Source organism: Reinekea forsetii, from assembly GCF_002795845.1.
Lineage (GTDB): Bacteria > Pseudomonadota > Gammaproteobacteria > Pseudomonadales > Natronospirillaceae > Reinekea > Reinekea forsetii.
Genome location: NZ_CP011797.1, coordinates 2452541 through 2477428, shown reverse-complemented (window position 1 = coordinate 2477428; position 24888 = coordinate 2452541). Strand labels below are relative to the sequence as shown.

Here is a 24888-nt window from a genome sequence, read left to right as displayed (position 1 = left end):
CTGTTAGCGTGCTGTAATAATGGAAAAAGTACCGTACAGCCGCAGCGAGACAGGTGATCGAAGAGATATGAACTGATGCCGCCGACAACAACCCCTTTTTGGCCCGCGCTGCGCAGCGCCGTGCTTAGAGTCTTGGCCTTCTGGGTGCTGTTGTTCGCCGCCTATCTGGCCCTGGGTCGGCAATTTTTTCCCTATATTGAGCGGTTAAAGCCCGAAGTTGAAACTTGGCTCAGCGCGCAAGTGGGTGCCCCAGTCAGCATTGGACGGTTGCAGGGTGAGTGGGAGCGCTTTAACCCGGTAGTGCAGTTAACCGATATCCAAATCGGGGACACGCTCAGCATGGCCAAGATGACGCTAGCACCTGGCCTCTATGAGTCGATATCGCGCGGTGGCCTGGCTTTTATCCGTTTCGAATTAAGTGATTTCAGTGCCGAACTGGTGCAGACCCCCCGCGGTTGGCAGATGCATGGCCTGGCTTCGGCCGAGGGGGAGGGCGTTAAGCTAAACGATCTTCTCCGCCTGCTGCAACGTCAGCGTGAAGTGCAATTTACCAATACCCATCTAAGCCTGCGGCCGCTCACCCTACCGATGTTTGCTTTGACCCTGCAGCAGGGTCGAGTCAGCGGCACGGATAACGAGATTGACCTGGTTGCGGATGCCGTCTTTAACGGCCAAGGCTTCGACATCCCGCTACAACTGCAAGTTGAAACTCGCCAGGATGGCACCCAGGCCAATCGCGCCTATTTTAAGCACGCGGCCATCGATCTTGCGCCCTGGATTGAGGTATCGGACGCCGAGGTCAGGCACGCGATCGTCGCCGGAGAGTATTGGGTTAATTTTGATCAGCATCATGTGCTGGATGTGACCGCGCGCCTGCAGTCCGACCTAATCGCATTGGAAGGCCCTGCAGATATCATGCGGGTCCAGGACCTCAAGGCAGAAGCCTATCTGGAGCGGCGGACGGATGGCTTTGATGGCTGGTTGAACCTGCTCGCGGGTCGTTCAAACGCTCAGGCCTTATCCGCGACACAGGCCTACATTAGCCGGCGCGCGGATCGTTTGACGCTGCAGTGGGACCGGGTAGCACTAGACCTTATTGGCCAGTGGTTTGCTTTGGATGATCCCAGCGGCTTCTGGCGCGGCCTGCAACCGAGTGGCTTTCTCGATCAGGGACAACTCACCCGTGTGGACCGAGAGCCTGAATCCTGGCAGCTGACGGCGGCGGTGACCGACCTAGCCACCTCGTCGGTCGAGGCTGTTCCGGGCACTCAGCAGCTGAACGGCCGGCTGGACATGAAAGGCGACAGAGGGCAGCTCAGCCTATCGGGCACTGGGGTGCCAATCGACTTACCGGCACTCTATGCCAATGCTCCGATCGCAGAGGCCCTAGCGCTGCAGTTGACCTGGCAAGCCGATGCCGAGCAGGGCGTCATCAGCGAGGGTTCGGCGGACCTGACTCTGGCCGTGCCTGAGCAGGCCAGGGCCGGGTCGATAGCCAAGCCGTTGCCGCTGCACCTGCAGTGGCAATCGACGTCGCCCAATGCACAAGCGCGCCACATGGGCACAGAAGGCACGCTCGAGCTTCAGGTGACGGCCGCGCAGCTCGATGCCTCCTGGGTCCAGTTTTTAGCCAATAACCGACTGTTGAGGCCGGAGACGGTGCGAATAGTTGACGCGCGGCTGCGCGGCGGTGACTTCAGTCGGGCCGAGTTCAACTATCTGAGCCGCACAGACGAGGCGTTTAAAGCTCGCAGTCAATATTTCATCAATGCCAGTGTCGCCAACCTGGAAATGACATTTTTGGATGAGTGGTCACCGGTGCAGGGCGTCGCGGGCGAGTTTGCCCTAACCGATGCCGGTTTGAACTTCTCCGGTCTACAGGGCCAGTATCCCGGCTTTAGGCTGAGTAAAATGGACGCGGCCCTTAATTTTTCCACTCAGCGCATCACCACGCGAGTTAAGGCCCTGGCGTCGGGTCGTGAGGCGTTGCAATTTTTGCAGACTGGACCGTTACAGCTCGGCGATGGCGCGCGGTTTAGCGATTGGGCGGCGACCGAGGGTGAGGTTGATGTCACCCTGCAGCTGGAATGGCCGCTGCTGCAACTCAGTGCACCAGAGGTTTCAATAGACGCAGAGCTGCGTGGCGTGACCTTAACCCTGGGTGCATTAGATCTCGCCTTAACCGATATTAATGGCCAGTTAAGTTACCAGAGCCGTGCCGGACTGCGCAGCGCAGACTTGACGCTGATCCATCAGGGCCAGCTGCAGCGCGCGACGCTGGCGAGCGACAACGGTAGCGCTTTTAGCATCGCCCTGCTGGGGCGCACACCGGTGGCCTATTGGGGTGAGCGCATCAATGACCCCTTTCTGCGTGCCCAACACGTCAGCGTTGGCCACCAAACCCTGATCCGTATCGAGCCTGGGCGCACCCGGATCGAGAGTCGGAGTGATTTGATTGGCCTAGCCTTGCCGCTGCCAGCCCCCCTGAGTAAATCTGCTCAGGCGCCCTTGGCCTTGGACCTAAGTATTAATTTCGACCCGCGGGGTTGGACGACCCTGTCGGCCAACTTGGGGACCAGCCTAACCAGTTATCTTGAACTCGATACAGCCAATAGGGTCCAACGTGGTGCGATCGCTATCAATGAGCCGCTTCGGGTTCGGCGAGAAAACGGTGTCTACTTCGATATTCAGGTTGACCAAGCCGACGCCGACAGCTGGTGGCAATTTGTCCAAGCCTTCGATCAACGCTACCCCGCTAAAACACCGCTGAATCCAGGCCGTTCCTTTGAATCAATGATTGCCGCGATCAACATTCAAGCGCAGCGTCTGGTTTACCTGGGACAAGACTGGAGCGATGTGGTGACCACCTTGCTGCGCGCCGAGAATGCTTGGCTGATTTCCTTTAACAGCGCCGAGGGTCAAGCGGAGGTGGCCATACCTCATGGGCCTGAGCCCATCTTCGCCGACGTGCAATGGGTCGCGCTGACTTCTGCCTCAGAACAAGTCCCCTTTGTTGATCAGCTGGATCCTTTGTTGAATTACTTGCCGAGCGATGTGCCGGATTTGTCACTGCAAATTAATAAGCTGATTTGGAACCAGCGTGACTTAGGTAATTGGCGCGCTGAAGTCAGAGTCGAGGACGGTGTCTTGACGGCATCTGACCTGGTTGGCCAGATGCCTGGAGCCACCCTGAATGGCGATCTGTTGTGGACCCGAGAGCAGGCCAAACATCGAACCGACTTTAACGGTTCGATTCGGACCGGCAATCTGCAAGATGTGCTCACTACCTGGGGCTATGCGCCGGTACTGAGCACTCGAGATGGCATGCTGGATGTAGCGACCCATTGGCAGGGCTCCCCGGCGCATTTTGACTTTAAACGGTTGCAAGGCGCCATCGGCTTGAAGTTCAATCAGGGTGCGATCTTGGATGTGCCCGAATATGAGGGCGTTAAGCTAATCGGACTGTTGAATTTCACCCGGGTGTTGAATCGTATTGCCTTTGACTTTTCCGATTTGCTGCGCACCGGGATTACCTTTGACTCCATCGACGGTGAGTTGCTGTTCGATCGCGGTTTCGCCCGAGTAGGGGAAAGGCTGGTCATCGATGGCTCCGCGACCAAATTCCGCTTCAGCGGCGACGCCGACCTGCTGTCAGACGAATTGGATGTCGACATGACATTGACCGTGCCGTTGTCGAGCACCTTCCCCTTAGTGGCATTGCTCGCCGGTGTTTCGCCCCAGGCTGCGGCCGCCATCTATGTGACCGAGCGGGTCTTCAACAATCAACTCGAACGCCTGAGTTCAGCGCGCATGCACGTTACGGGATCCTTTGAAGCCCCCAATACACGGTTTTATCGGGCCGGTGCTGGCCTTGTGGCAGAACCCACTGGGCCGACCGATAGTGAGCGCGAGTAACCATGACCCTAGGAGAACCAGAGCAATGAGTACGCCCCTGAAGATATATTTTGTTCAGATGACCAGCCGTATCGAGGTTGACGCCAATCTGGCGTGGGTCGGACAGCAGGTCGCGCAGGCGGCAAGCAGCGGGGCCGAGTTGGTGGTGTTGCCGGAAATGTTTGCCCAGATGGGTGGCCTCGATCCGCGACCAATGGCCGCCGAGGAGCGAAATTTTGACGGCCCAGTTGGCTCGGTCATCCGCACCTTAGCACAACAATATGGCCTGTGGATTGTGGCCGGCACGGTGCCGGTCCTGACCGCTCTCGACAGCCGGCCCAGAGCACGCTGCCACCTAGTCAATAACCACGGTGAGGTGGTTGGCCATTATGATAAAATGCACCTCTTTGACGCTTTGGTAGGCGATCAGCAAGGCGTTTATAAAGAATCCAATAACTACTCGCCTGGGTCTTCGGTGGTAACCCTGAACAGCCCTTGGGGGGCTCTGGGCTTGGCCGTCTGCTATGACCTGCGCTTTCCAGAACTGTTTCGCCAGCTCAACGATGCCGGTGCCGAGCTGGTTATCGTGCCCTCGGCTTTTACCTATAAAACCGGCCAAGCGCACTGGGAAGTCTTGTGTCGGGCCCGGGCGATCGAAAACGGCTATTTCATCGCCGCCGTCAACCAATGTGGCCAGCACGACCCACGGCGGCGAACCTGGGGGCACTCCCTGTTGGTCGACCCCTGGGGTGAGATTCAGGACCTGGGCGCCGAGCCCTGTGGTCAGTTGTTAGTCGTGGAATTCGATCGGGTCGCGGCCGTGCGGCAACAGTTGCCGGTTAATCAGCACCGCCGGCTAGATTGAAGCGTGCGCTGGTGAGGATCTGACCGTGCCCATCGAGTTGATGCTCCACCACCTCAAGAGCCCCTGAGCGCAATTGCCGAGCCTGAGTCCGGCACCGGGTGCCATAGTCGGCGCCGACGATGGTTTGCGCCGAGAGCGTTTGCTCCCAGTCCAGCGGCACACCAGTGCTCGGCAGCGCTTGCTGCTCGGCGATCGCAGTCGAGGTGAGAATGGTTTGGCCGTCCGCGCTCTGTAAACGGGCATCACCCCAGGCGCGCATCTGTTGTTTGGCTAAAACCGTTTTTGGCCAGGGCGTATTCAGACTGTCGTTAGACAAACCATGGATGCCGGGCGCTAACCATTGGCCGCTCGGGTGAATGCTGCTGAAATAGAACAACCGCCGGGCATCGCCTAACACCAGATTGAAACCGCCATAGTCGTTCAAGCGTGGCAGAATAGCGCGATGGTAAGCCTCGATACTCGCGCAGCCTTGGAGAAAGTCGCGCACCAGATCACCTCGGCTGAAGGCCGAACTGGCGCCGATAAAACCGGGTCGAATATTGGTCAGCAAGGCAAAATAACCGCGCCGATTGAAGCCCAACCAGGTGCCACCGGCCTGTAAGTCCTTGCCGGCGAGCAAGGTTCGGTCTGGCCACCAATGCATGGCCTGGGTGGGGCGTTGGCGAAACTCATCGCGGTTGGCGACCAGATTCAAGGGTACGGCGCTACCGGGTTGCCAAGAAAAAACCGCTAAACACATACTTACTCCGCACTGTGCAGTGCAATGAGATGGCCATCCGGATCCTGAATAACCGCCCGTTGACCAAAAGGCTCTATACTCTGGATCGGTTGCACCAGGACCCCACCGTGCAATCGGACGCGCGCAATGGCTTGGGGAAGGCGGCCTTGGCAATTGAAGTAGGGCAGCATGGCGGCAGCCGGTTCGAGCGAATGAGCGCGTTCGATTAGGGTAAGACCGGAACCGGCGCCGGAAAACTGTAGGCTTGCACTGGCACTGTGGGGCCGGGCATCGCGCAACGGCTGGTCGAAAATAGCGCTGTAAAAGGCGATCGACGCATCTAGGTTGGTGACCGGGAGGTCGAGCCAGAGCAACAGGTTGAAATTTTGTGGCTGAGTCATAGCGGCGCGCACGGCAAAAACAGTAGTGTAGGGCAGTGACCGCGCGTTGACAACGGCCTTGCCCTAGACGCCGAACTAGCCCTGACTGTCGGTCGATTCAAAAATCTTGTCGGCACTGGCGGCGACGAAACCCTGGTACAGCTGGCCGGCGTCATCGCAATAACGCTTGGCAAACTCGTAGTAACAGGTTGAGACCTCATGGCGGTCACCGTCGGCAAACTCAAACTCCTGGGTCGAGGCTAGGGTCGATGACTGCTCCAGTAAGACCGCTGGTGAGCCCTTGACCCGGCCGCCACTGGCGTTGATGTTGAAGCCTAACGCCTCAACAAACTCATTCAGGTCGGCCACCTCCGACATCTGCGCCAGGGCATTGATGCTGATCGTGAAATGGTTTACTCGCAGACCGATAATGCTCAACCAGGCGGCATATTCACTCTCGGCCGCGAGCATTTTATAGTCGGCAAAGGTCGGTGCAAGCCAGGCTCGGCCGCGCCAGAATACGCTCGCATCCGCGGCCGTATCAACCGGCATTTGGCCGATCAATCGCTGCAGAACAGCCTGGCTTTCGGCCGACAATTCTTCGACCCGCAGCTCACTGATAAAGATGCGCGGCAAGTCTGAACTCGGCGGCGTATAGCCCATGGCGTCGAGTTTTTTACCGGCAAAGTAATAGGGTTCGAAACGCTTATAGCCAAGTGCCAAAATCAGGGGTTCCAGTGTCGCGAGTCGGGCCGGGCCCTGGTTGAAGGTGCGAAAGGCAATATGATCGTTCAATACCGTCTCACCGCGCATCCTTAAGGCGCCTTCAATGGCCTCTGCCTGAGGTGTCATCTTGATATAGTCTTGCCAAATCTGCTGATAGAATTCACTAGTATTCACGATGCGTTTCTGCCTAAGTCATTGAGTGGGAGGCCGCGGCCGGTCTGCCCAAGCATAGGACGGAACCGCCGGTGGCGTTACCAGAGGAACGCCCCGTTGTTATGGGAAAGAGACATTGGTTTAGGGCGCTAATGACTCGCTCAGTTTGAGGGCGTCGGCCGAGCGCCGTTGTAAACGCAGTTTGTGCACAGCATCCCAGACCAAGAGCGCCAAGGCGCTCCAGATAATACCAAAGGTGACCAACTTGGCGGGCTCCAAGGGTTCGTTGTAGACAAATACGGCGAGTAAAAACATGCCGCTGGGGCCAATATATTGGAAGAAGGCAATGGTCGACAGGGGCATTCGGTTGGCCGCTGCGGCAAAGCAGATCAATGGAATCATCGTCACGGGTCCGGCGATAAATAATTGAAAATTGGTGAACGGGTCGTTGGTGAAAAAATTGGCGCTTGAACTAGTGGCGAAAAGCAAATAGATCAATGCGATGGGCAACAGCAGGCCGGTCTCGAGTGCCATGCCTACGAAGCTGTCGACCGCCAGCTTTTTGCGGACTAGGCCGTAGAGTCCGAAGCTGGTGGCCAACGCCAGCGCCACCCAGGGTAATTCACCAAAGCGAATCAATTCAAAGAGGACGGCGACCAGACACAGGGCTGCGGCAATTTTTTTGATCCGATCGAGGCGCTCGGCGAAAAAAATCATCCCAAGTAAGATATTGATCAATGGATTTATGTAATAACCCAAGCTGGCACTGAGCATTTGATTGTCATTGATCGCCCAAATAAAGACCCCCCAGTTGGTGCCGATGATGAGGCTTGAGGCCAATAGGCTGAGGCGGATTTTAGGGTTGCACAGTGCGCTCCACAAGGGACGCCAGCGCCGACTGAGGGCGATGATGATTAGCGTCAAGACCAGGCTCCAGACGACCCGATAGGCGAGGATGTCCAACGCCGGTAACGCCCCTACCCATTTGAAATAGACTGGCCCGATGGCCCAAAGGGTGAACGCGGTCAATGCAAATAGATAACCCTGTCGTTGTTGCTGGTCCATACTAAGCCTCTGGCATACATCGTTGACGGGCAGTCAACGCTGCCGGGAGCAGACCATAACCACAACCGCTGGGTTACACCAATCATTTATACCAGCTAAATTCAGATAGCTGAGTTTTTCGCTTGGGTTAGTAGTCCTGTTTGGCAAACTAAGGCACAATAAAGTTAGTGTATTGGGCTGTTTCAGCCAATCTGTGCGATAAGCAGCGCGACACAGGATTATCAATGAATTCGGGCCTGTTAACTCAATAAAAGGGATTAAGACCAATGATTCGCAAATGTATGTTTCCAGTGGGCGGTTACGGCACACGTTTTTTGCCGGCCACCAAGGCATTGCCAAAAGAGATGTTGCCGGTCGTGAACAAGCCTCTGGTGCAATACGGCGTGGAAGAATCGATCGAAGCGGGCTTGAATTACATCGGTTTCGTCACCGGGCGCGGTAAACGCGCCATCGCCGACCACTTCGATATTTCCTATGAGCTGGAGCACCAGATCAATGGCTCGACCAAGGAACAGTATTTAGAATCGATTCGTCATGTGATGGAAACCGGGGTGTTCTCTTACACCCGACAGAAAGAAATGAAGGGTTTGGGCCATGCCATCTTAGCGGGCGAAACCCTGATCGGTAATGAGCCCTTCGGCGTGGTGTTGGCCGATGACCTCTGTGTCAACGAGCCGGGCGAAGACAATGTGCTCGCGCAGATGGTCAAGATTTATCGGCAGTTTCGTTGTTCGATCGTTGCGGTCATGGAAGTACCGACCGACGAGATTCACAAGTATGGTGTCATTTCCGGGGAGTTGATGAAAGACGGTCTCTATCGGGTCAGTGATATGGTTGAAAAACCCGATGCCAAGGATGCCCCGAGCAATCTCGCGGTCATTGGGCGCTATATTCTCACTCCGGATATCTTTGAAATATTGCGCCATACCCCACCGGGTAAAAACGATGAAATTCAATTGACCGATGCCCTCAAACAGCAGTGTCAGGACGGGGTCGTGTTGGCCTATCGGTTTAAGGGCACACGCTTCGATTGCGGGTCGGTGCAGGGTTTTGTTGAGGCGACTAACTACTGTTTCGAAAATATCTACCAGCAAGGCGATAACAGCTAAATGGGCATCGACTGGCCATTGGCTTGATCTGTGCCCAACAAAAAGCCCGGCCAAGCCGGGCTTTTTTATGCCAACCGATAATCGGTTAGAGGACTAAGCGACGCACATCGGACAGCACCAGCGCGATAAAGGCGGTGAACTTCGCCGCATCAGCACCGTTGATGGCACGATGATCGTAGGACATCGACAGCGGAGTAAAGTTGCGTGGTACAAACTCCGTGCCGTTCCAATGCGGTTTAATGGCGTTCTTGGAGACACCCAAGATCGCCACTTCGGGTGCATTGACGATCGGCGTAAAGGCGGTACCACCTAAGGCACCCAGACTCGACACGGTAAAACAACCACCCTGCATTTCAACCGACTTGACCTTGCCATCGCGACCGCGCTTGGCAAAATCGATGATTTCCTCGGCTATCTGCCAGATCGATTTCTTATCGGCGTCTTTAATCACCGGAACGATCAAGCCATTGGGTGTATCAACTGCAATGCCTATATTGACATACTGCTTGTGGACCATGTGCTTACCATCGGCCATCAGCGAGACGTTGAATTTCGGAAATTCGATCATAGCGGCGGCACAGGCCTTGACGATAAAGGCCAGTGGGCTGATCTTAACCCCGCGCTTTTCCATCTCACCCTTGAGCGATTGACGGAAGGCTTCGGTATCTGTCACATCGGCCTCATCGAATTGGGTCACATGCGGAATCACCAGAGCATTACGCACCATATTAACGGCGGTAAGCTGTTGAATTCGGCTCATTTCCTTGATTTCGACAGTGCCAAAGCGCGCAAAGTCCTGATCGGGTACGGTCGGTAAACCGGCCCCGGCCGTGATCTGCTGCGGCTCTTGTAAGCGCTTCTTAACCCAACCGGCGACGTCATCTTTGATCACTCGGCCACGTGGTCCAGTACCTGGTACTGCACCAAGGTCGACACCAAATTCTCGAGCCAATTTACGCACCGCGGGACCGGCATGTACTGCCTTACCGGAGGCCACTGGCGCACTCGCGGGCACCGGGATCACGGGGGCAGGTGCTTCAGCCTTCGGCGTCTTAACCTCTGCTCGGGATGGAGCTGCGACGACCGGCGCGCTAGGAGCAGCGGCATTGGTTTTCACTTCAATCAGCTGAGTACCTTGGGCAACGGTATCACCAACCTTAACCGTGATGGACACCACTTCGCCGGATATCGGAGAGGGTACATCCATCGAGGCCTTGTCGGACTCCAGTACCACCAGGGTATCGTCGAGGGCTATCTGATCGCCGACCTGGATGGCTATCTCGATAACACTAGCGCTGTCCATGCCAATATCGGGCACGGTGACGGTTTCGATCGCTGACCCGGCCGGCGCTGCTGGAGCTGCAGCGGGTTCAGCAACGGAATTGGTCGCAGCTACGCTCGCCGGCGCAGAGCCGGCCGTCTTGAGTTCCAATAAAATTGAACCTTCAGAGACGGTATCGCCAACCTGCACGCTGATCGCGATCACCTCGCCACCCTGCGGTGCTGGGACATCCATGGAGGCCTTGTCGGACTCCAGAATCACAATGGTGTCTTCCTCGGCAATAACATCGCCGACCTGGACGGCGATCTCGATAATATTGGCACTGTCCATACCGATGTCTGGTACCAATACAGTGGTTACGCTGCTGGTCTCGGCGTTAGCCTGCGGCGCAACAGCTACGGGGGCCGCGGCAACGGCTGGTGCTGCGGCCGGCGTATTAGCACTGCTGCTCGGGGCGCTCGCGTCGCTGGCCAGTTCGATATAGATCATCTCGTCACCTTCGGTGACGCTATCGCCTTCCTGGATCTTAAGCTGAACAATTTTGCCGGCCACGGGGGACGGAACGTCCATCGAGGCCTTGTCAGATTCCAACACCAGAATGGTATCGTCAACGCCGATCACGTCGCCCGCTTTCACGCTCACCTCAATACAGGTGGCGGAATCCATTCCGATATCGGGTACTCGGATAATTTCAGTGGTCATGTAAGACTCCTAATTCGGCAATCATACTGTCATTGGATTGGGTTTGTTGACGTCCAATGCATATTTTTTAATCGCTTTGGTCACTACCTTGGCTTCGATCACACCCTCATCGGCCAAGGCTTTTAATGCCGCCACCGTGATCCAGTTGCGATCTACTTCAAAGAAGTGACGCAGCTTGGCGCGCGAGTCACTGCGGCCAAACCCATCGGTACCCAACACGGTATAGGACTGGGGTACCCACTTGCGGATCTGATTACCATAGTTTTTCATATAGTCACTGGCCGAAATAACTGGCCCACGGCGCGCTTTGAGCATCTGCGTGACATAGGCTTCAGCCTGGTCCGCTTCCGGATGCAAGAGGTTCTGCCGGTCGACTTCAAGACCATCACGGGTCAGTTCGTTATAGCTGGTGACCGCCCAAACATCGACTTCGACTTTATAGTCGTTACGCAGCATTTCGGCTGCGGCACGAACTTCCTGCAAGATGGAGCCAGAGCCGAACAGCTGCACAGCCTGCTTGCTCTTCTTAACGCCATCTTCCAGCAAATACATGCCTTTCTTGATGCCATCGATCATCTCAGGCTCTAAGCCGGGATGCTGGTAGTTCTCGTTCAGGGTGGTAATGTAGTAGAAAACATTTTCCTGATTCTCGATCATCCGGCGTAAACCGTCTTGGACGATGGTGGCAATTTCATAGCCATAGGTAGCGTCATAGGTCACACAGTTCGGAATGGTGCCAGCCAGTATATGACTGTGGCCATCCTGATGCTGCAAACCCTCACCGTTGAGGGTGGTCCGACCGGAGGTCGCGCCAATCAAGAAGCCCCGTGCCTGCAAATCGCCTGCGGCCCAAGCCAAGTCACCGATACGCTGGAAACCAAACATGGAATAGTAGGCGTAGAACGGCACCAGCTGGTAATTATAGGTACTGTAAGAGGTCGCCGCGGCAATCCACGAGCTCATGGCACCGGATTCGTTGATACCCTCTTGCAGAATTTGGCCTTTGAGATCTTCTTTGTACCACATGACCTGATTCTTATCCTGCGGGATATAGGTCTGTCCCAATGCCGAATAGATACCAAATTGGCGGAACATGCCTTCCATACCAAAGGTCCGGGCTTCGTCCGGGACAATCGGCACGATACGTTCGCCGATCGCCTTGTCTTTCATCAACTGGGATAACAGACGAACGAAGTTCATCGTGGTGGATATCTCACGGTCACCAGAATCTTTGGTGATCGAGTCGAAGGCCTCGAGCGTTGGCACGGTGACCTTGCCTTCGGCTTCTCTGCGACGGATCGGGATATAACCGCCCAAGGTATTCCGGTGGTTGCGGATGTACTGCATCTCAGGACTGTTTTCGTCCGGACGATAAAAAGGAATCTGACCTGCATCGAGATCGGCATCGGAAACGGGCACACCGCATCGGTCACGGAACTGCTTTAGGTCATCAACCGATAGTTTTTTCAGCGAATGAGTCATGTTCTTCGCTTCACCGGCTTCGATGCCATAACCCTTGACGGTATGCGCCAAGATGACAGTCGGTTTGCCGTTGTTGTCGTTAACCGCACGATTGAACGCCGCATACACCTTATAAGGGTCGTGGCCACCACGGTTCAAACGGAAGATATCCTCATCGGAGAGATCTTTAACCAATTCCGCCAATTCAGGATACTTACCAAAGAAGTGCTCACGAGTGTAGCTGCCGCCATGAGATTTATAGGATTGCAATTCGCCATCGACGACCTCGTCCATACGTTTTTGCAACAAGCCTTTGGTATCGTTAGCAAACAGTCGATCCCAATGGCGACCCCAGACGACCTTGACCACATTCCAGCCAGCGCCGCGGAACATACCTTCCAATTCTTGGATGATCTTACCGTTGCCGCGCACCGGCCCGTCGAGCCGCTGCAGGTTGCAGTTGACGACAAAATTGAGGTTGTCTAGGTTCTCGCGACCGGCGAGCGATATAGCGCCTAAGGATTCCGGCTCGTCCATCTCGCCGTCACCCAGGAACGCCCAAACTCGGCCACCTTTTTCAATCTTTTCGTGGTTTTCCATATAGCGCATAACATGCGCCTGATAGATTGCCTGTATCGGTCCCAAGCCCATCGAAACGGTCGGGAACTGCCAGTAATCGGGCATCAACCAGGGGTGCGGATAGGACGACAGGCCATTACCGTCGACTTCACGACGAAAGTTGTGCAATTGGTCTTCGCTTAACCGACCTTCAACGAAGGAGCGTGCGTAGATACCCGGGGATATATGGCCTTGGAAGTAGACCATGTCACCCGGATGGGTCGCGGTAGGTGCCCGCCAAAAGTGGTTAAAGCCAATGTCATAGAGGGTCGCAGAAGACTGGAAGCTGGAAATATGGCCACCCAGATCATCGCCGGACTTGTTGGCGCGAACCACCATGGCGACCGCGTTCCAACGAATGATGGCGCGGATTTTTCGCTCCAGCTCGTTGTCACCGGGGTATTTAGGTTCTTCTTCCAAACGGATGGTATTGCGAAAGGGTGTATTAATAGCAAAGGGGACCGAGTCGCCCGTGTGTGTCACCTGGTCAGAAAGCCGTTTCAATAAGAATTGCGCGCGATCAGCGCCTTCTTCGCGCACTACAGAACTTAGTGCGTCGAGCCACTCTTGCGTTTCAATGGTATCAATATCATGTTCCATAGAGTTAAACCCTCTTCCCCAATGGTTAACGGACCAATGCCGTAGTAAGTGTTAAAAATTCAGTCAAGCTCAGCAACCGAGGCGAATTATTATTTAGCGCCCTAGCCGCAGTAAACTCGATACTCGAGCCGGTAAATCGAAGATGTCGCTGTTAGCGACATTTTCAGAAAGGGCGAAATTCCGCTTTTTTTGTCGCCCTAAATAGAAAACGGCAGCCGAAGCTGCCGTTTTCAATGATTTTTTATTAGGTGTCTTTTTACAGGATATTACCAACACTTACAATCTTAAATGTGTTCGACCCGCCATGCACCCCTTGATGATCGCCATAGGCCAAAATGACGAGGTCGCCGTCCTTGACCCTGCCGCGTCGCTTCACTTCGTCGACCGCGAGTCGATTTACCTGATCACCGGCATGAGCGGTGTTATCAAATGGGATGGCCTCGACACCTCGGTACAGGGCGACCCTGCGTGCAGTGCTGTCGTGTCGGGTCAGGGCATAAATCGGCAAGCCGGAGCTGATTCGCGACATCCACAGGGGTGTGGAGCCCGATTCGGTCATGCACAGGATGGCTGTGACGCCGCGCAGATGATTGGCGGCATACATGACTGTCATGGCGATGGTTTCGTCGATACGCTTGAACTCCGTGCCAATGCGGTGGCGTGACACGGTGGTCAGCTTGTGTCGTTCGGCACCCAGGCAAATGTCGTGCATCGCCTTGACGGTTTCAATAGGGTATTTGCCTACGGCCGTTTCGGCCGAGCACATGATGGCGTCGGTGCCATCCAGAACGGCATTGGCGACGTCGAACACCTCCGCCCGGGTCGGAAATGGATTGTCGATCATCGATTCCATCATCTGGGTGGCCGTGATCACGATGCGATCCAAAGTTCGGGCCCGCTTGATGATATGTTTTTGCACCCCGATCAGCTCTGCATCGCCGATTTCCACGCCCAGGTCGCCGCGGGCGACCATCACGACATCGGATGCGAGGATGATTTGATCTAGGTTGTCGTGGTCCAAGGTCGCTTCAGCACGTTCCAGTTTGGCAATCAGTTCTGCACTGGAGCCCGCCGCATTGAGCAGCTGGCGCGCCTCGATCATGTCCTGCGCGCTGCGCGGAAAGGACACCGCGACATAGTCGACGCCAATTTCAGCGGCGGTGAGTATATCTGCCTTGTCTTTGCTGGTCAGCGCTGCGGCTGAGAGGCCGCCGCCTAACTTGTTAATGCCCTTATTGTTAGACAGCGGGCCACCCTGAATAACCCGCGTATGGACCGCATTCGCTGCGACTTGCTCAACCTGGACCTTGACGCGGCCATCGTCTAGCAAATAGATGTCGCCGACCTGGCTATCGCTGGCCAGTGCGGGGTAGTCGATGCCGACCCGCTTATGGCTGCCAAGGTGCTTGTCGAAGTCTGCATCGAGGACAAAGGCTTGGCCGACGATCAACTCTATCTTGGCGTCGTCTTTAAAGCAGGCAATGCGAATTTTCGGACCCTGTAAATCGGCCATAATGGCCACTTGCGGCAAACCCAGGTGGGCCGTGATGGCCCGCACCTGTTCTGCCCGGCGCTGATGGTCGGCCGGGCTACCATGCGAAAAGTTTAAGCGAACCGTATTGGCGCCGGCCTGTAACAGTTGTTCGAGCACGCCTTCTCGATCTGTCGCCGGGCCCAGAGTGGTTACAATCTTGGTGCGTCGCATGGTCATTGTGGGTTCTCGCTGTTCTCGGCCAGAGGCCTTTAGTGAAGGTCGATACGGCTCGCCACCGAACTAAAGCACGAGCAATGCTTAAAGTTAGTTGCACGGCAACTGTCTCTAAGCATTATGTTAGTCGGCATCTTCAAGTTTGTAACGTGTATCAGTCAGGGCCGCCTTGATTCGTTTTAGATGGCTTTGGAATTCAGGCCCTAACTTAAGCGTTACGCCGGTCGCCATGACATCTAATAGGGTCAGATGCACGATACGCGACGTCATGGGGGTATACATGTCGGTATTTTCTGGACTGTCGACACCCAACAGAATGTTGCTGTTGGCGGCCAAGGGCGAGTGGGGCGAGGTCAGGGCGATCACCGTGGCACCCGAATCACGGGCGATCTGGGCAGTTTCAACCAGCGAGATGGTTCGGCCGGTATTAGAGATGATGACTACTACATCCCCAGGTTTGGCGGCGGCGGCGGCCATGCGTTGCTGCAGTACATCGGTATAGTGCACACAGGGCGTATTGAGTCGGAAAAACTTATGCTGAGCGTCCATGGCTACGCTACCGGACGCGCCTAGGCCATAAAATTCAATGCGCCGAGCTTGAGACAGGGCGTCAACCGCGCGGCTCAGTGCGTTTGGGTCGATTGAGCGCTTGGCGTCGCTAATCGCGCTCATGGTCGCCTCAAAAATTTTGCTGCTGTAATCCTCGACCCGATCGTTCGGCTCGACATTGCGATTCACATAGGGGGTGCCCGTCGCCAGACATTGCGCCAGCTTTAGCTTAAAATCCGGGAAGCCGGTACAGTCCAAGCTGCGGCAAAAGCGATTGACGGTCGGCTCTGAGACATCCGCCGCCTTAGCCAGGCTGGCTATACTGGAGCGGATGGCTTTGTTGGGATCATTAAGGATAACGACGGCGACCTTGCGTTCGCTTTTACTGAGGCAACTTGGGTTGGATTTAAGGCGATCTAATATATTGGCAGTCATTGTAGTTTTTGTTCCAATTTTGATTGCCTTAGAATTGTAGGAAATCAACAACTTCAAGGTAAAGTGATCCAGCTCTAGCAATCGTGTGTTTGCCCGAGGAAACGTCATTTAAGCCCACATTGTAAAGGTTCAAACCAATAAAGCATTGTATTATCAAGAATTATGCTGGTTATTATGTAGTAAAATTACGTGAAAAGTGATTTAATGCCTAATTTACTGCCTTTAATGAAATAAAGCTACATTTACACTTTTAGTCAGGAGTAAGATGAACCCAGTTATCACCCCGGTCCACTGCAATGTCGTAATTTTTGGTGGCAATGGCGATTTGGCAATCCGCAAGCTGTTGCCGGCGCTCTATCATCTCGAACGCGATGGTCATATTTGCGGCAGTGCCCGAATAATAGGGGCCTCGCGCAGCGATCTGGGCGGCGAGGCATACCGGGCTCTGGTCCGGGCCGGGTTTGACGAATTTATTGGTGCCGAAGATTGGGACGAAAATCTCTGGTCAACCTTCTCTGAGCGACTCGATTACATTGCTGTGGACGCCAAAGATCCAGCGTCCTTTGCCAAGCTAAAGCGTGCCTTGGGTAGCGAGTTCGAAGCTCAGGACACGGTTTATTATCTGTCCACCGCACCGCAGTTCTTTGGTCCTATCTGTGAGAACCTGGCCGCAGCCGGTCTTATTTCGCCGTCCAGTCGGGTGGTGTTGGAAAAGCCGATCGGCAAATCATTGGCCTCATCGAAGGTGATCAACGACGCGGTCGCCAAGGTCTTCCCCGAAAACAATATCTACCGAATCGACCATTATCTGGGCAAGGAAACGGTACAGAATCTATTGGCACTGCGCTTTGCCAACGCCTTATTCGAGCCGGTTTGGTCCAACTCCCATATTGATAATGTCCAGATTACCGTGTCAGAGACGGTCGGTTGCGAGGGGCGCTGGGGTTATTACGACGATTCCGGTGCGCTGCGCGATATGATCCAAAACCACATGCTCCAGCTCCTGTGCCTAGTGGCCATGGGCGTACCCGTTTCACTCGAGCCGGAAGCGGTGCGAGCCGAAAAAATCAAGGTGCTTAAATCGCTCAAAACCATGTCGCCCGATCAGGTCCGCCGCAACGCGATTCGAGCCCAATATGGTGCCGGCAATATGGCCGGCAAGGCGGTACCCGGCTATAAAGAAGAGCCCGGTGGTAAGCCCGAATCGAGCACTGAAACCTTCGTGGCGATTAAAGCCGAGCTCCATAATTGGCGCTGGCGGGGTGTCCCCTTCTTCTTGCGCACGGGCAAGCGTTTACCATCCCGTTTTAGCGAAATCGTTATTCAGTTTAAAAGTGTGCCGCACTCTATTTTCCCGTCAACGTCGAATCTACTGCCCAATAAGCTAGTGATTCGGCTGCAGCCGGAGGAATCGATACAGCTCTCCATGATGAATAAAATTCCGGGGCTTAGTGAAGGCATGCCAGTTATGCCGGTCACCCTGAACCTAACCATGCCCGATCGTTTTGCCGAAGTGCGCGTCCCCGAAGCCTATGAGCGGCTCATTCTCGATGTGATGCGCGGTAATTCCACGCTCTTCGTGCATCGTGATGAGGTTGAGGCCGCCTGGGTCTGGGCCGATGCGATACTCGATGAGTGGTCGGTTTCAACGGTCGAACCACACAGCTACCCCGCGGGCAGCTGGGGGCCGCAAGCGTCCTTCGAGTTGACCGCTCGCGATGGCCGATCTTGGCATGAATCCAAATAATTAAGGAGCTCTAAGCGCGATGATTACACCGCAGATTTTTCCAGATCGAGACAGCCTAACCCAGCAGTTGTCGGAGCAAATAGTCGCGCGTCTAAGCGCCGACCTGCTGGCCTTCGGCGTGGCCAGCCTCGCCGTGTCCGGTGGGCGCACGCCGGTCGATCTACTGCAACGTCTCAGTCGAGCCGATATCGATTGGCCCCATGTTTGGGTGACCCTGGTCGATGAACGCTGGGTCGATAAGGCCGACGAGGCCAGCAACGAGAGGCTGGTGCGCGAAAATCTCCTGATCCACCATGCCGCAGCAGCCCGTTTTATCGCCTTGAAAACCGAGCACGAGCACCCTAAGGATGCGCTTGCGGAGCTGAGCGTTAGTTTGTCAGTCTTGCCTGAGCAGTTCAGCGTGGTGGTCTTGGGCATGGGTGAAGATGGCCACACTGCCTCGTTTTTCCCGGGTGCCGCTACCCTAAGCGATTGTCTCGATTTGACCAATCCTCAGCCCTGTTGCGCCACCTTGCCACTCACCGCCCCTCACGCTCGGATGACGCTAACCTTACAGCGGATCTTAGCCAGCCGCTGGTTGGTTTTGCATCTGACCGGTGATGCCAAGTTAGACGTGTTAACCGAAGCCTGGCAAGACGGTCCGATTGAGTCGCTGCCGGTGCGCAGTGTGTTAAAACAAGAGCAGAGCCCGTTGGCCATCTTCTTTGCCAGCTAACTAACCGGAGATCTCCATGAGCCTCACCGTACAGAAAATTACCGATCGAATCGTCGCGCGCAGTGCCAAATCCCGAGCCAAATATTTGGCCAGGATGCAGCAGGCAGGCGATAACATCCCCGATCGCAAGCAACTGTCCTGTGGCAATCTGGCGCACGGCTTTGCCGCCTGCGAGCCGGCAACCAAAAACACCATTAAAATGATGAACGCGGCTCATATCGGCATCATTACCTCCTATAACGATATGCTCAGCGCGCACCAGCCCTACCAGCGTTTTCCGGCCATCATTAAACAGGCGGCAGGTGAGATGGGCTGCACCGCCCAAGTAGCCGGCGCCACCGCGGCCATGTGCGATGGCGTGACTCAGGGTCAGCCGGGGATGGAGCTGAGCCTGTTCAGTCGAGACAACATCGCCATGTCGGCGGCCATTGGCCTGTCGCACAACATGTTCGACGCGGCGATGTATTTGGGCGTATGCGATAAGATCGTCCCCGGTCTGGTCATGGGTGCTCTGCGCTTTGGCTATTTGCCCACTATTTTTGTCCCAGCCGGGCCCATGCCGAGCGGTTTGCCCAACGACGAAAAAGCCCGCATTCGCCAAGAATATGCTCAGGGTAAGGTGGGCCGTGATGAGTTGTTACAGGCCGAATCGGATTCGTACCACAGTGCCGGCACCTGCACCTTTTATGGCACAGCCAACACCAATCAGATGTTGATGGAGATTATGGGCTTGCATCTGCCGGGCAGTAGCTTTGTCAATCCGGAAAATTCACTGCGCGACCTGTTGACCGCCGAAGCCACCAGTCAAGTTTTGCGCATCACACGGCAGAATGGTCAGTACACACCGCTCTATGCCATCCTCACTGAAAAGGCCTTTGTTAACGGCATTGTCGGTCTGCATGCGACGGGTGGATCCACCAACCTGACCATTCACCTGATTGCTATGGCGCGTGCCGCAGGCATTATTTTGACTTGGCAAGATTTTGCCGATCTGTCGAAAATTGTACCCTCGATTGCACGGGTCTACCCCAACGGTATGGCCGATGTGAATCATTTCCACGCTGCCGGGGGTTTGCCCTATGTCATCGGCCAATTGCTCGAGGGCGATTTGCTGCATGAGGACGTGACCACCATTATGGGTCAGGGCCTGCATCGCTATACCCAAGAGCCCTTTATCGAGGCCGGCCAGGTTGTGTTTAAGGCCGGCACCGTGGCATCGCTCAATAAGGACATCGTTCGGCCCATTACCGAACCCTTTAGTTTGGAAGGTGGCCTGCAGGTCTTGGATGGCAATTTGGGTATCGGTGTAATCAAGAGCTCAGCGCTTAAAGAAACTCAGAAAATCATTGAGGCTCCCGCGGTTATCTTTGACAGCCAGCACGACTTGCAGGCGGCCTTTGACGCAGGGCAACTCGATCGGGATTGCATGGTCGTGGTCCGTTTTCAGGGTCCAAAAGCCAACGGCATGCCAGAGTTGCACAAGTTGACACCGTTGCTCGGCGTATTGCAGGACAAGGGCTATAAGGTCGGCCTGGTAACGGATGGCCGTATGAGCGGTGCCTCCGGCAAGGTGCCTGCGGCCATTCACGTGTCGCCGGAAGCCGCCATAGGCGGTCCGTTGGCCCGTATTCAAGAGGGCGATATAATCTATTTAAACACCCATACCGGCGTTTTAGCGGTTCGTCTGACAGAACAAGAACTCAGCCGCCGCAGTCTCGCCTCGGCCGATTTATCGGCCAGCCACTTTGGCGTTGGCCGTGAGTTGTTTGCCCATATGCGCATGGCCGTCAGTACGCCGGAAGAGGGTGCTACCGTATTTCGTTTTGAAGATTTTGAGGAGTAGTGCATGCAAGAATTAGGTCTAATTGCCGATATTGGCGGCACCAATGCGCGTTTTGCCTTGGCACCGATACACACCTTGGCGGCGGGTCAGGAACTGGTCATTCGTGAAGCCGAATTGATTGCGCCTACGGCCTTAAATGGTGCGCATTACGCCACCATTGGTGACGCAATAGAAGCCTATCTGTCGGGCCCCGCCAAAGGCTATGCCCGTCCGGCCCATGCAGTGATGGCCATCGCCTGCCCGACGGATCAAGATCAGATCAGTATGACCAACCATACCTGGGCCTTCAAGGTCTCGGAATTGAAGGCGGCCACGGGTTTGACCAGCCTAAAGTTTATCAACGATTACAACGCCCTGGCCAATGCCATTCCGCATCTCGATGAAGCCGATTTGATCCAGGTCGGCCCCGGCGCGGCGGTTAAGGGTATGCCCATCGCCGTAACCGGCCCGGGCACCGGCTTGGGTCTCGCGGCGCTAGCGTTCAGTGCGGTCGGCCCGGTCACCCTGGAGACCGAAGGGGGGCATGCACACTATGCACCGACCACCGAGACTGAAATTGACATTCTGCGTTTCTTGTTGAAAAAATACAGCCGCGTTTCAAATGAACGACTTATTTCCGGTATGGGTTTGGAGAACATATACAGCGCCTTGACGGCCATGCAGGGCGCCGAAAAATTCTTAACCGCCCCGGAAATTTCCACCGCAGCGGTGGCGCAAACAGACCCGATCTGCAGCCAGGCTTTGGCGCAATTTTGCGCAATAGTCGGCAGCTATGCCGGGGATGTTGCCCTAACTCTTGGCGCTAAAGGGGGTCTCTATATCACCGGGGGTATTATTCCGCGCTTTATCGATTTCTTTGCGCAGAGTGAATTTCGCAGCCGCTTCGATGACAAGGCACGCCTATCCGGTTTCGTGACCCCCATACCCACCTATGTGGTGGTCGCCAAACAACCTGGTCTATTAGGCTCGGCCGCCGTGTTAAACCAACGCGTCAACTATAAATTGTGGGACTGATAAGAGTCTTGGTCAGCCGAATGTTGGTCAATAACAAAATAAGAGAATTGCTGAATGAACTATACGCTTGAAGATATAATGACCCAGGCCTATCCGGTAATGCCGGTGTTGGCCGTGGAGCGAGTCGAGGATGCCATCCCACTAGCGCAGGCGCTGAAAGCCGGTGGCTTAAACGTATTGGAAGTCACCTTGCGCACGGCCAATGCCATGGCGGTGATTGAGGCGATGAAAACCGTCGCGGGCGTTATCGTCGGCGCAGGTACTGTAACCCGAGTCGAGCAGCTCCACGAGTTGGTGCGCATCGGCGCCGATTTCGCGATCAGCCCGGGCGCCACACCGGCGCTGCTGGCCGAAGGCAAACGGGTCGAGCTGCCTTTCCTACCGGCGATCGCAACCGTCTCGGAGATGATGCAAGGCTTGGAGTTAGGGTATGAGCATTTTAAGTTTTTCCCAGCCGAAGCGGCAGGTGGCACAGCGGCCCTAAAATCCTTTGCCGGCCCCTTTCCCAAGGTTCGTTTCTGCCCAACGGGTGGCATTTCAGTAAAAAACTTTAAAGACTATTTAGCCCTAGACAATGTTACCTGTGTCGGTGGCTCCTGGCTGGTACCATCGGATGCACTCGCAGAACAAGACTGGGACCGAATAGAGGCATTGGCCCGGCAAGCCTGTTTTTTGGTTTAACTGGCTTAACCGGTTGAAACAAGTGCTGGCAGGTAACCCATGCACCACATCAAGCTGGCTTGCCGGTCACCGTTTTCCGAGCTGCATTGCGCTAGTTCAGCGGCACCCGGGCTTGCTGAGGTGGTCACGTTTGGCTGCTAAGCGCGCACTATCAGTCGATACCAAAAGCCCGAACTCCACCTGGTTGAAAATCCTTCCCAGTTGGATCCTTTTCAAGGCGTACTTTCTGAAGCTCTACTCTACACTGTCGGGCAAATACGATAGGGCGAATCAAGAGTGATTGTGATCGAGCACTCCGCCGTAAATCAAATGTCCTAAGGAGTGACCGATGGCGAACTATGAGCTGGCTTCAAAAATTGCTCATCTACGCAAAATTTCCACCAGCTTTGTTGATTATCAAGGCAATGAGGCACAGGTTCCATTCGAAAATATTGAATTAATTCTCAGTGCCATGGGTTACGAGCTTGAGGACGAAGCAAAGCTAGCCCACGATGCCTGGCAGCTCGATACCCACCAATGGAATCAGTTACTGGAACCTATTACCGTATTGTCGCCGCTAAGAGATTACTGGGGCATCAATATCTATGTTAAAAATTACGAGTTGAGTCAGGCGGGCCATTGGTCCATCACCTGTGAAACGGGCTCACGGCTTGAGGGGTCCTTTCATTTGGACGGCCTAAACCAGACCGGCGATTATTGGATGGGTCACATTCAACATGTGCGGCGTATTCTGCCGTTGCCCATGGATTTGCCCTTGGGTTACCATCAGATTCAAGTTAGTGTCGGTGAATCCACAATGACCTCGCCGCTGATTGTGACCCCGAAAACCAGTTATCACAGCGAGCCGATGCGGCGCGGGGATAAGACCTGGGGAACTGCGATTCAGCTCTACACCCTGCGCTCTGAGTCCAATTGGGGCATGGGAGATTTCGGCGATTTAGCGCAACTGATTCGCGATATGGCCAGCGCCGGTGCCGATGTTATTGGCTTGAATCCAATCCATGCCCTATACCCCATTAGCCCTGATCATTGCAGCCCTTATAGCCCGTCGAATCGCAGCTTTTTAAATGTCCTGTACACCAACATACCCGATGTACCGGAATTTCTAGCGTCACCGGCCCTGCAACGAAAAATAACCACTAAAACCTTTGCTGCCCGCGTAACCGCTTTACGCGCCTGTGACGATGTCGACTATGCCGGGGTGAGTGCGTTAAAGTTTGAATTTTTTGAAGCGCTTTTTGCACTCTTCTGCAAAAATCATCTTGGCAAAGGCACTGCACGTGAGCGATCGTACAATGAATTTGTTCGCTCCCAGGGCGAGCCATTACGCAATCATGTCCTCTTTGATGCCTTGTTGGCGCATTTTAAAGCCCTTGATATTAACGCATGGGGCTGGCCAGTTTGGCCCGAGGCCTATCAAGATTATCGCTCCGAGGCGGTGGCCGAGTTTGCCGCCGAGCACGAACGGGAACTGAACTATTGGACTTATTTGCAATTCATTGCCGATGAGCAGCTGCAAAACGTTAACCAGTTAGCCAAGGACCTGGGCATGAAAATTGGCCTATATCGAGATTTGGCGGTCGGTGCCGACCGTGGCGGTGCCGAGGTCTGGAGCAATAAAGAGAATTTTTGCCTGAGCGCGGCGGTCGGTGCACCACCCGATGCCTTGGGTCCCAATGGTCAGAATTGGGGGCTGCCACCGCTGGACCCGATTAAACTGAAGCAGGAAGGATATCAAACCTTTATTACCTTATTGCGCAATAACATGCGTGCCTGTGGCGCGTTACGGATCGATCATGCTTTGGCTCTGTTGCGTCTGTGGTGGTGCCCGCCAGGCAAAACAGCTGCATTTGGGGCGTATGTTTATTACGACCTGTTCGATTTGCTGGGAATCCTGACACTCGAGTCTCAGCGCAACCAATGTATGGTTATTGCCGAAGATTTGGGCACCGTGCCGGAAGAGGTGACGGCGTTCTTTCCTCAAGCCGAGCTCTATTCCAATAAGGTGTTTTATTTTGAAATGGACGGCGTCGTCTGTACCGAACCACAAGACTACGCCAGCAAGGCGCTGGCAATCGTCTGCAACCATGATATGCCGACCGTCAGGGCTTTTTGGAACAAGAGCGACTTGGATCTGCGCAACCAGTTAAATATGTTCGCCACCGACGAGGATTTTGTCGACGAGCAGGCCCGCCGTGAACAGGCCAAAGGCCTGATTCTCGCGTTATTACAGAAGCACGGCCGCCTACCCCAGGGGGTCAGCCTCGATCCAGCAGATTTAGCAGCCATGACGCAGGCGCTGTGCTTTGCCATCCATAAACAACTGGCCTCGAGTCGCTCGCAAATAGTGGCGATCCAGCTTGAAGATATGATGATGATCAATAAGCCGGTCAACATTCCCGGTACCAGTCATGAGTATCCCAATTGGCGACGCAAACTGGACCGAAGTAGCCAAGAATTGTTTGCCCAGTCCGATATTCAACAATTTTGTCGTGATATTACCGGCTTGCGTCAGCTTTAGTGGCGGTAACGCTTCGGCCCTCGCGTCGATTCCGGCTAAATGTTTCACCGCCTCGACCCGCTACAGCCTATGAATTTCCTCGGTTTGTTAATCTAGGCACCA

General features: G+C 54.9%; 17 protein-coding genes. 9 read left to right on the top strand and 8 right to left on the bottom strand.

Features of this window, described 5'->3' with window-relative positions; translation table 11 throughout:
- Nucleotides 1–75 precede the first annotated feature (75 nt).
- Nucleotides 76–3915: a YhdP family phospholipid transporter gene (locus REIFOR_RS11410; RefSeq protein ID WP_100257679.1), complete on the top strand. Its 3840-nt coding sequence runs from the start codon at nucleotides 76–78 to the stop codon at nucleotides 3913–3915.
- 25 nt (nucleotides 3916–3940) lie between these two features.
- Entirely contained in the window at nucleotides 3941–4759 is an 819-nt protein-coding gene (locus REIFOR_RS11405; RefSeq protein WP_227003666.1) for a carbon-nitrogen hydrolase family protein, read from the top strand.
- Here the strand turns inward: REIFOR_RS11405 and REIFOR_RS11400 are convergent.
- From REIFOR_RS11400 to rarD, 4 genes are all read right to left on the bottom strand, one after another.
- Nucleotides 4734–5498 (bottom strand): NRDE family protein, encoded by a 765-nt coding sequence (locus REIFOR_RS11400; RefSeq protein ID WP_100257678.1) that lies wholly within the window; start codon nucleotides 5496–5498, stop codon nucleotides 4734–4736. The genes REIFOR_RS11405 and REIFOR_RS11400 overlap by 26 nt on opposite strands.
- 2 nt (nucleotides 5499–5500) lie before the next feature.
- Nucleotides 5501–5878, bottom strand: a complete 378-nt coding sequence (locus REIFOR_RS11395) for a VOC family protein (protein WP_100257677.1) — start codon at nucleotides 5876–5878, stop codon at nucleotides 5501–5503.
- A gap of 75 nt (nucleotides 5879–5953) precedes the next feature.
- Nucleotides 5954–6757: a DUF1338 domain-containing protein gene (locus REIFOR_RS11390; protein ID WP_100257676.1), complete on the bottom strand. Its 804-nt coding sequence runs from the start codon at nucleotides 6755–6757 to the stop codon at nucleotides 5954–5956.
- Between the two features lie 120 nt (nucleotides 6758–6877).
- Nucleotides 6878–7801: an EamA family transporter RarD gene (gene rarD, locus REIFOR_RS11385; protein WP_100257675.1), complete on the bottom strand. Its 924-nt coding sequence runs from the start codon at nucleotides 7799–7801 to the stop codon at nucleotides 6878–6880.
- Between the two features lie 266 nt (nucleotides 7802–8067).
- On the opposite strand from rarD, the gene galU reads away from it, so the two are divergent.
- Complete coding sequence (gene galU / locus REIFOR_RS11380) at nucleotides 8068–8910, top strand: UTP--glucose-1-phosphate uridylyltransferase GalU (RefSeq protein ID WP_100257674.1); 843 nt, start codon at nucleotides 8068–8070, stop codon at nucleotides 8908–8910.
- Between the two features lie 85 nt (nucleotides 8911–8995).
- Here galU and REIFOR_RS11375 read toward each other — a convergent pair whose 3' ends face one another.
- The 4 genes from REIFOR_RS11375 to hexR form a co-directional block, all read right to left on the bottom strand.
- Nucleotides 8996–10894 carry a 2-oxo acid dehydrogenase subunit E2 gene (locus REIFOR_RS11375; RefSeq protein ID WP_100257673.1) on the bottom strand — a complete coding sequence of 633 codons (1899 nt, stop codon included), beginning with the start codon at nucleotides 10892–10894 and terminating at the stop codon, nucleotides 8996–8998.
- Nucleotides 10895–10915: 21 nt separating this feature from the next.
- A complete protein-coding gene (aceE, locus tag REIFOR_RS11370; RefSeq protein ID WP_100257672.1) occupies nucleotides 10916–13573 on the bottom strand; it encodes a pyruvate dehydrogenase (acetyl-transferring), homodimeric type in 2658 nt (885 codons plus the stop codon).
- A gap of 256 nt (nucleotides 13574–13829) precedes the next feature.
- The gene (gene pyk / locus REIFOR_RS11365) at nucleotides 13830–15278 is read right to left on the bottom strand and encodes a pyruvate kinase (protein WP_100258765.1); all 1449 of its coding nucleotides are present in this window, start codon (nucleotides 15276–15278) and stop codon (nucleotides 13830–13832) included.
- A gap of 126 nt (nucleotides 15279–15404) precedes the next feature.
- Complete coding sequence (gene hexR, locus REIFOR_RS11360; protein WP_100257671.1) at nucleotides 15405–16265, bottom strand: transcriptional regulator HexR; 861 nt, start codon at nucleotides 16263–16265, stop codon at nucleotides 15405–15407.
- Nucleotides 16266–16530: 265 nt separating this feature from the next.
- Here hexR and zwf point away from each other — a divergent pair, with 265 nt between their 5' ends.
- The 6 genes from zwf (at nucleotide 16531) to malQ (ending at nucleotide 24786) form a co-directional block, all read left to right on the top strand.
- On the top strand, nucleotides 16531–18012 hold the full coding sequence (gene zwf, locus REIFOR_RS11355; RefSeq protein ID WP_100257670.1) for a glucose-6-phosphate dehydrogenase: 1482 nt from the start codon (nucleotides 16531–16533) through the stop codon (nucleotides 18010–18012).
- 19 nt (nucleotides 18013–18031) lie between these two features.
- Entirely contained in the window at nucleotides 18032–18727 is a 696-nt protein-coding gene (gene pgl / locus REIFOR_RS11350) for a 6-phosphogluconolactonase (RefSeq protein ID WP_100257669.1), read from the top strand.
- Between the two features lie 16 nt (nucleotides 18728–18743).
- Nucleotides 18744–20570 carry a phosphogluconate dehydratase gene (gene edd / locus REIFOR_RS11345; protein ID WP_100257668.1) on the top strand — a complete coding sequence of 609 codons (1827 nt, stop codon included), beginning with the start codon at nucleotides 18744–18746 and terminating at the stop codon, nucleotides 20568–20570.
- Nucleotides 20571–20573: 3 nt separating this feature from the next.
- Nucleotides 20574–21584: a glucokinase gene (gene glk / locus REIFOR_RS11340; RefSeq protein ID WP_100257667.1), complete on the top strand. Its 1011-nt coding sequence runs from the start codon at nucleotides 20574–20576 to the stop codon at nucleotides 21582–21584.
- A gap of 54 nt (nucleotides 21585–21638) precedes the next feature.
- The gene (locus REIFOR_RS11335; RefSeq protein ID WP_100257666.1) at nucleotides 21639–22265 is read left to right on the top strand and encodes a bifunctional 4-hydroxy-2-oxoglutarate aldolase/2-dehydro-3-deoxy-phosphogluconate aldolase; all 627 of its coding nucleotides are present in this window, start codon (nucleotides 21639–21641) and stop codon (nucleotides 22263–22265) included.
- 328 nt (nucleotides 22266–22593) lie between these two features.
- On the top strand, nucleotides 22594–24786 hold the full coding sequence (gene malQ, locus REIFOR_RS11330) for a 4-alpha-glucanotransferase (RefSeq protein WP_100257665.1): 2193 nt from the start codon (nucleotides 22594–22596) through the stop codon (nucleotides 24784–24786).
- Nucleotides 24787–24888 lie beyond the last annotated feature (102 nt).

Bases quoted from the DNA above. Each gene is read 5' to 3' on its own strand.
- hexR (WP_100257671.1), bottom strand. From the start codon at position 16,265: ATGACTGCCAATATATTAGATCGCCTTAAATCCAACCCAAGTTGCCTC.
- galU (WP_100257674.1), top strand. From the start codon at position 8,068: ATGATTCGCAAATGTATGTTTCCAGTGGGCGGTTACGGCACACGTTTT.
- REIFOR_RS11410 (WP_100257679.1), top strand. From the start codon at position 76: ATGCCGCCGACAACAACCCCTTTTTGGCCCGCGCTGCGCAGCGCCGTG.
- REIFOR_RS11400 (WP_100257678.1), bottom strand. From the start codon at position 5,498: ATGTGTTTAGCGGTTTTTTCTTGGCAACCCGGTAGCGCCGTACCCTTG.
- pyk (WP_100258765.1), bottom strand. From the start codon at position 15,278: ATGCGACGCACCAAGATTGTAACCACTCTGGGCCCGGCGACAGATCGA.
- REIFOR_RS11375 (WP_100257673.1), bottom strand. From the start codon at position 10,894: ATGACCACTGAAATTATCCGAGTACCCGATATCGGAATGGATTCCGCC.
- malQ (WP_100257665.1), top strand. From the start codon at position 22,594: ATGGCGAACTATGAGCTGGCTTCAAAAATTGCTCATCTACGCAAAATT.
- aceE (WP_100257672.1), bottom strand. From the start codon at position 13,573: ATGGAACATGATATTGATACCATTGAAACGCAAGAGTGGCTCGACGCA.
- rarD (WP_100257675.1), bottom strand. From the start codon at position 7,801: ATGGACCAGCAACAACGACAGGGTTATCTATTTGCATTGACCGCGTTC.
- glk (WP_100257667.1), top strand. From the start codon at position 20,574: ATGCAAGAATTAGGTCTAATTGCCGATATTGGCGGCACCAATGCGCGT.
- pgl (WP_100257669.1), top strand. From the start codon at position 18,032: ATGATTACACCGCAGATTTTTCCAGATCGAGACAGCCTAACCCAGCAG.
- REIFOR_RS11335 (WP_100257666.1), top strand. From the start codon at position 21,639: ATGAACTATACGCTTGAAGATATAATGACCCAGGCCTATCCGGTAATG.
- zwf (WP_100257670.1), top strand. From the start codon at position 16,531: ATGAACCCAGTTATCACCCCGGTCCACTGCAATGTCGTAATTTTTGGT.
- REIFOR_RS11395 (WP_100257677.1), bottom strand. From the start codon at position 5,878: ATGACTCAGCCACAAAATTTCAACCTGTTGCTCTGGCTCGACCTCCCG.
- edd (WP_100257668.1), top strand. From the start codon at position 18,744: ATGAGCCTCACCGTACAGAAAATTACCGATCGAATCGTCGCGCGCAGT.
- REIFOR_RS11405 (WP_227003666.1), top strand. From the start codon at position 3,941: ATGAGTACGCCCCTGAAGATATATTTTGTTCAGATGACCAGCCGTATC.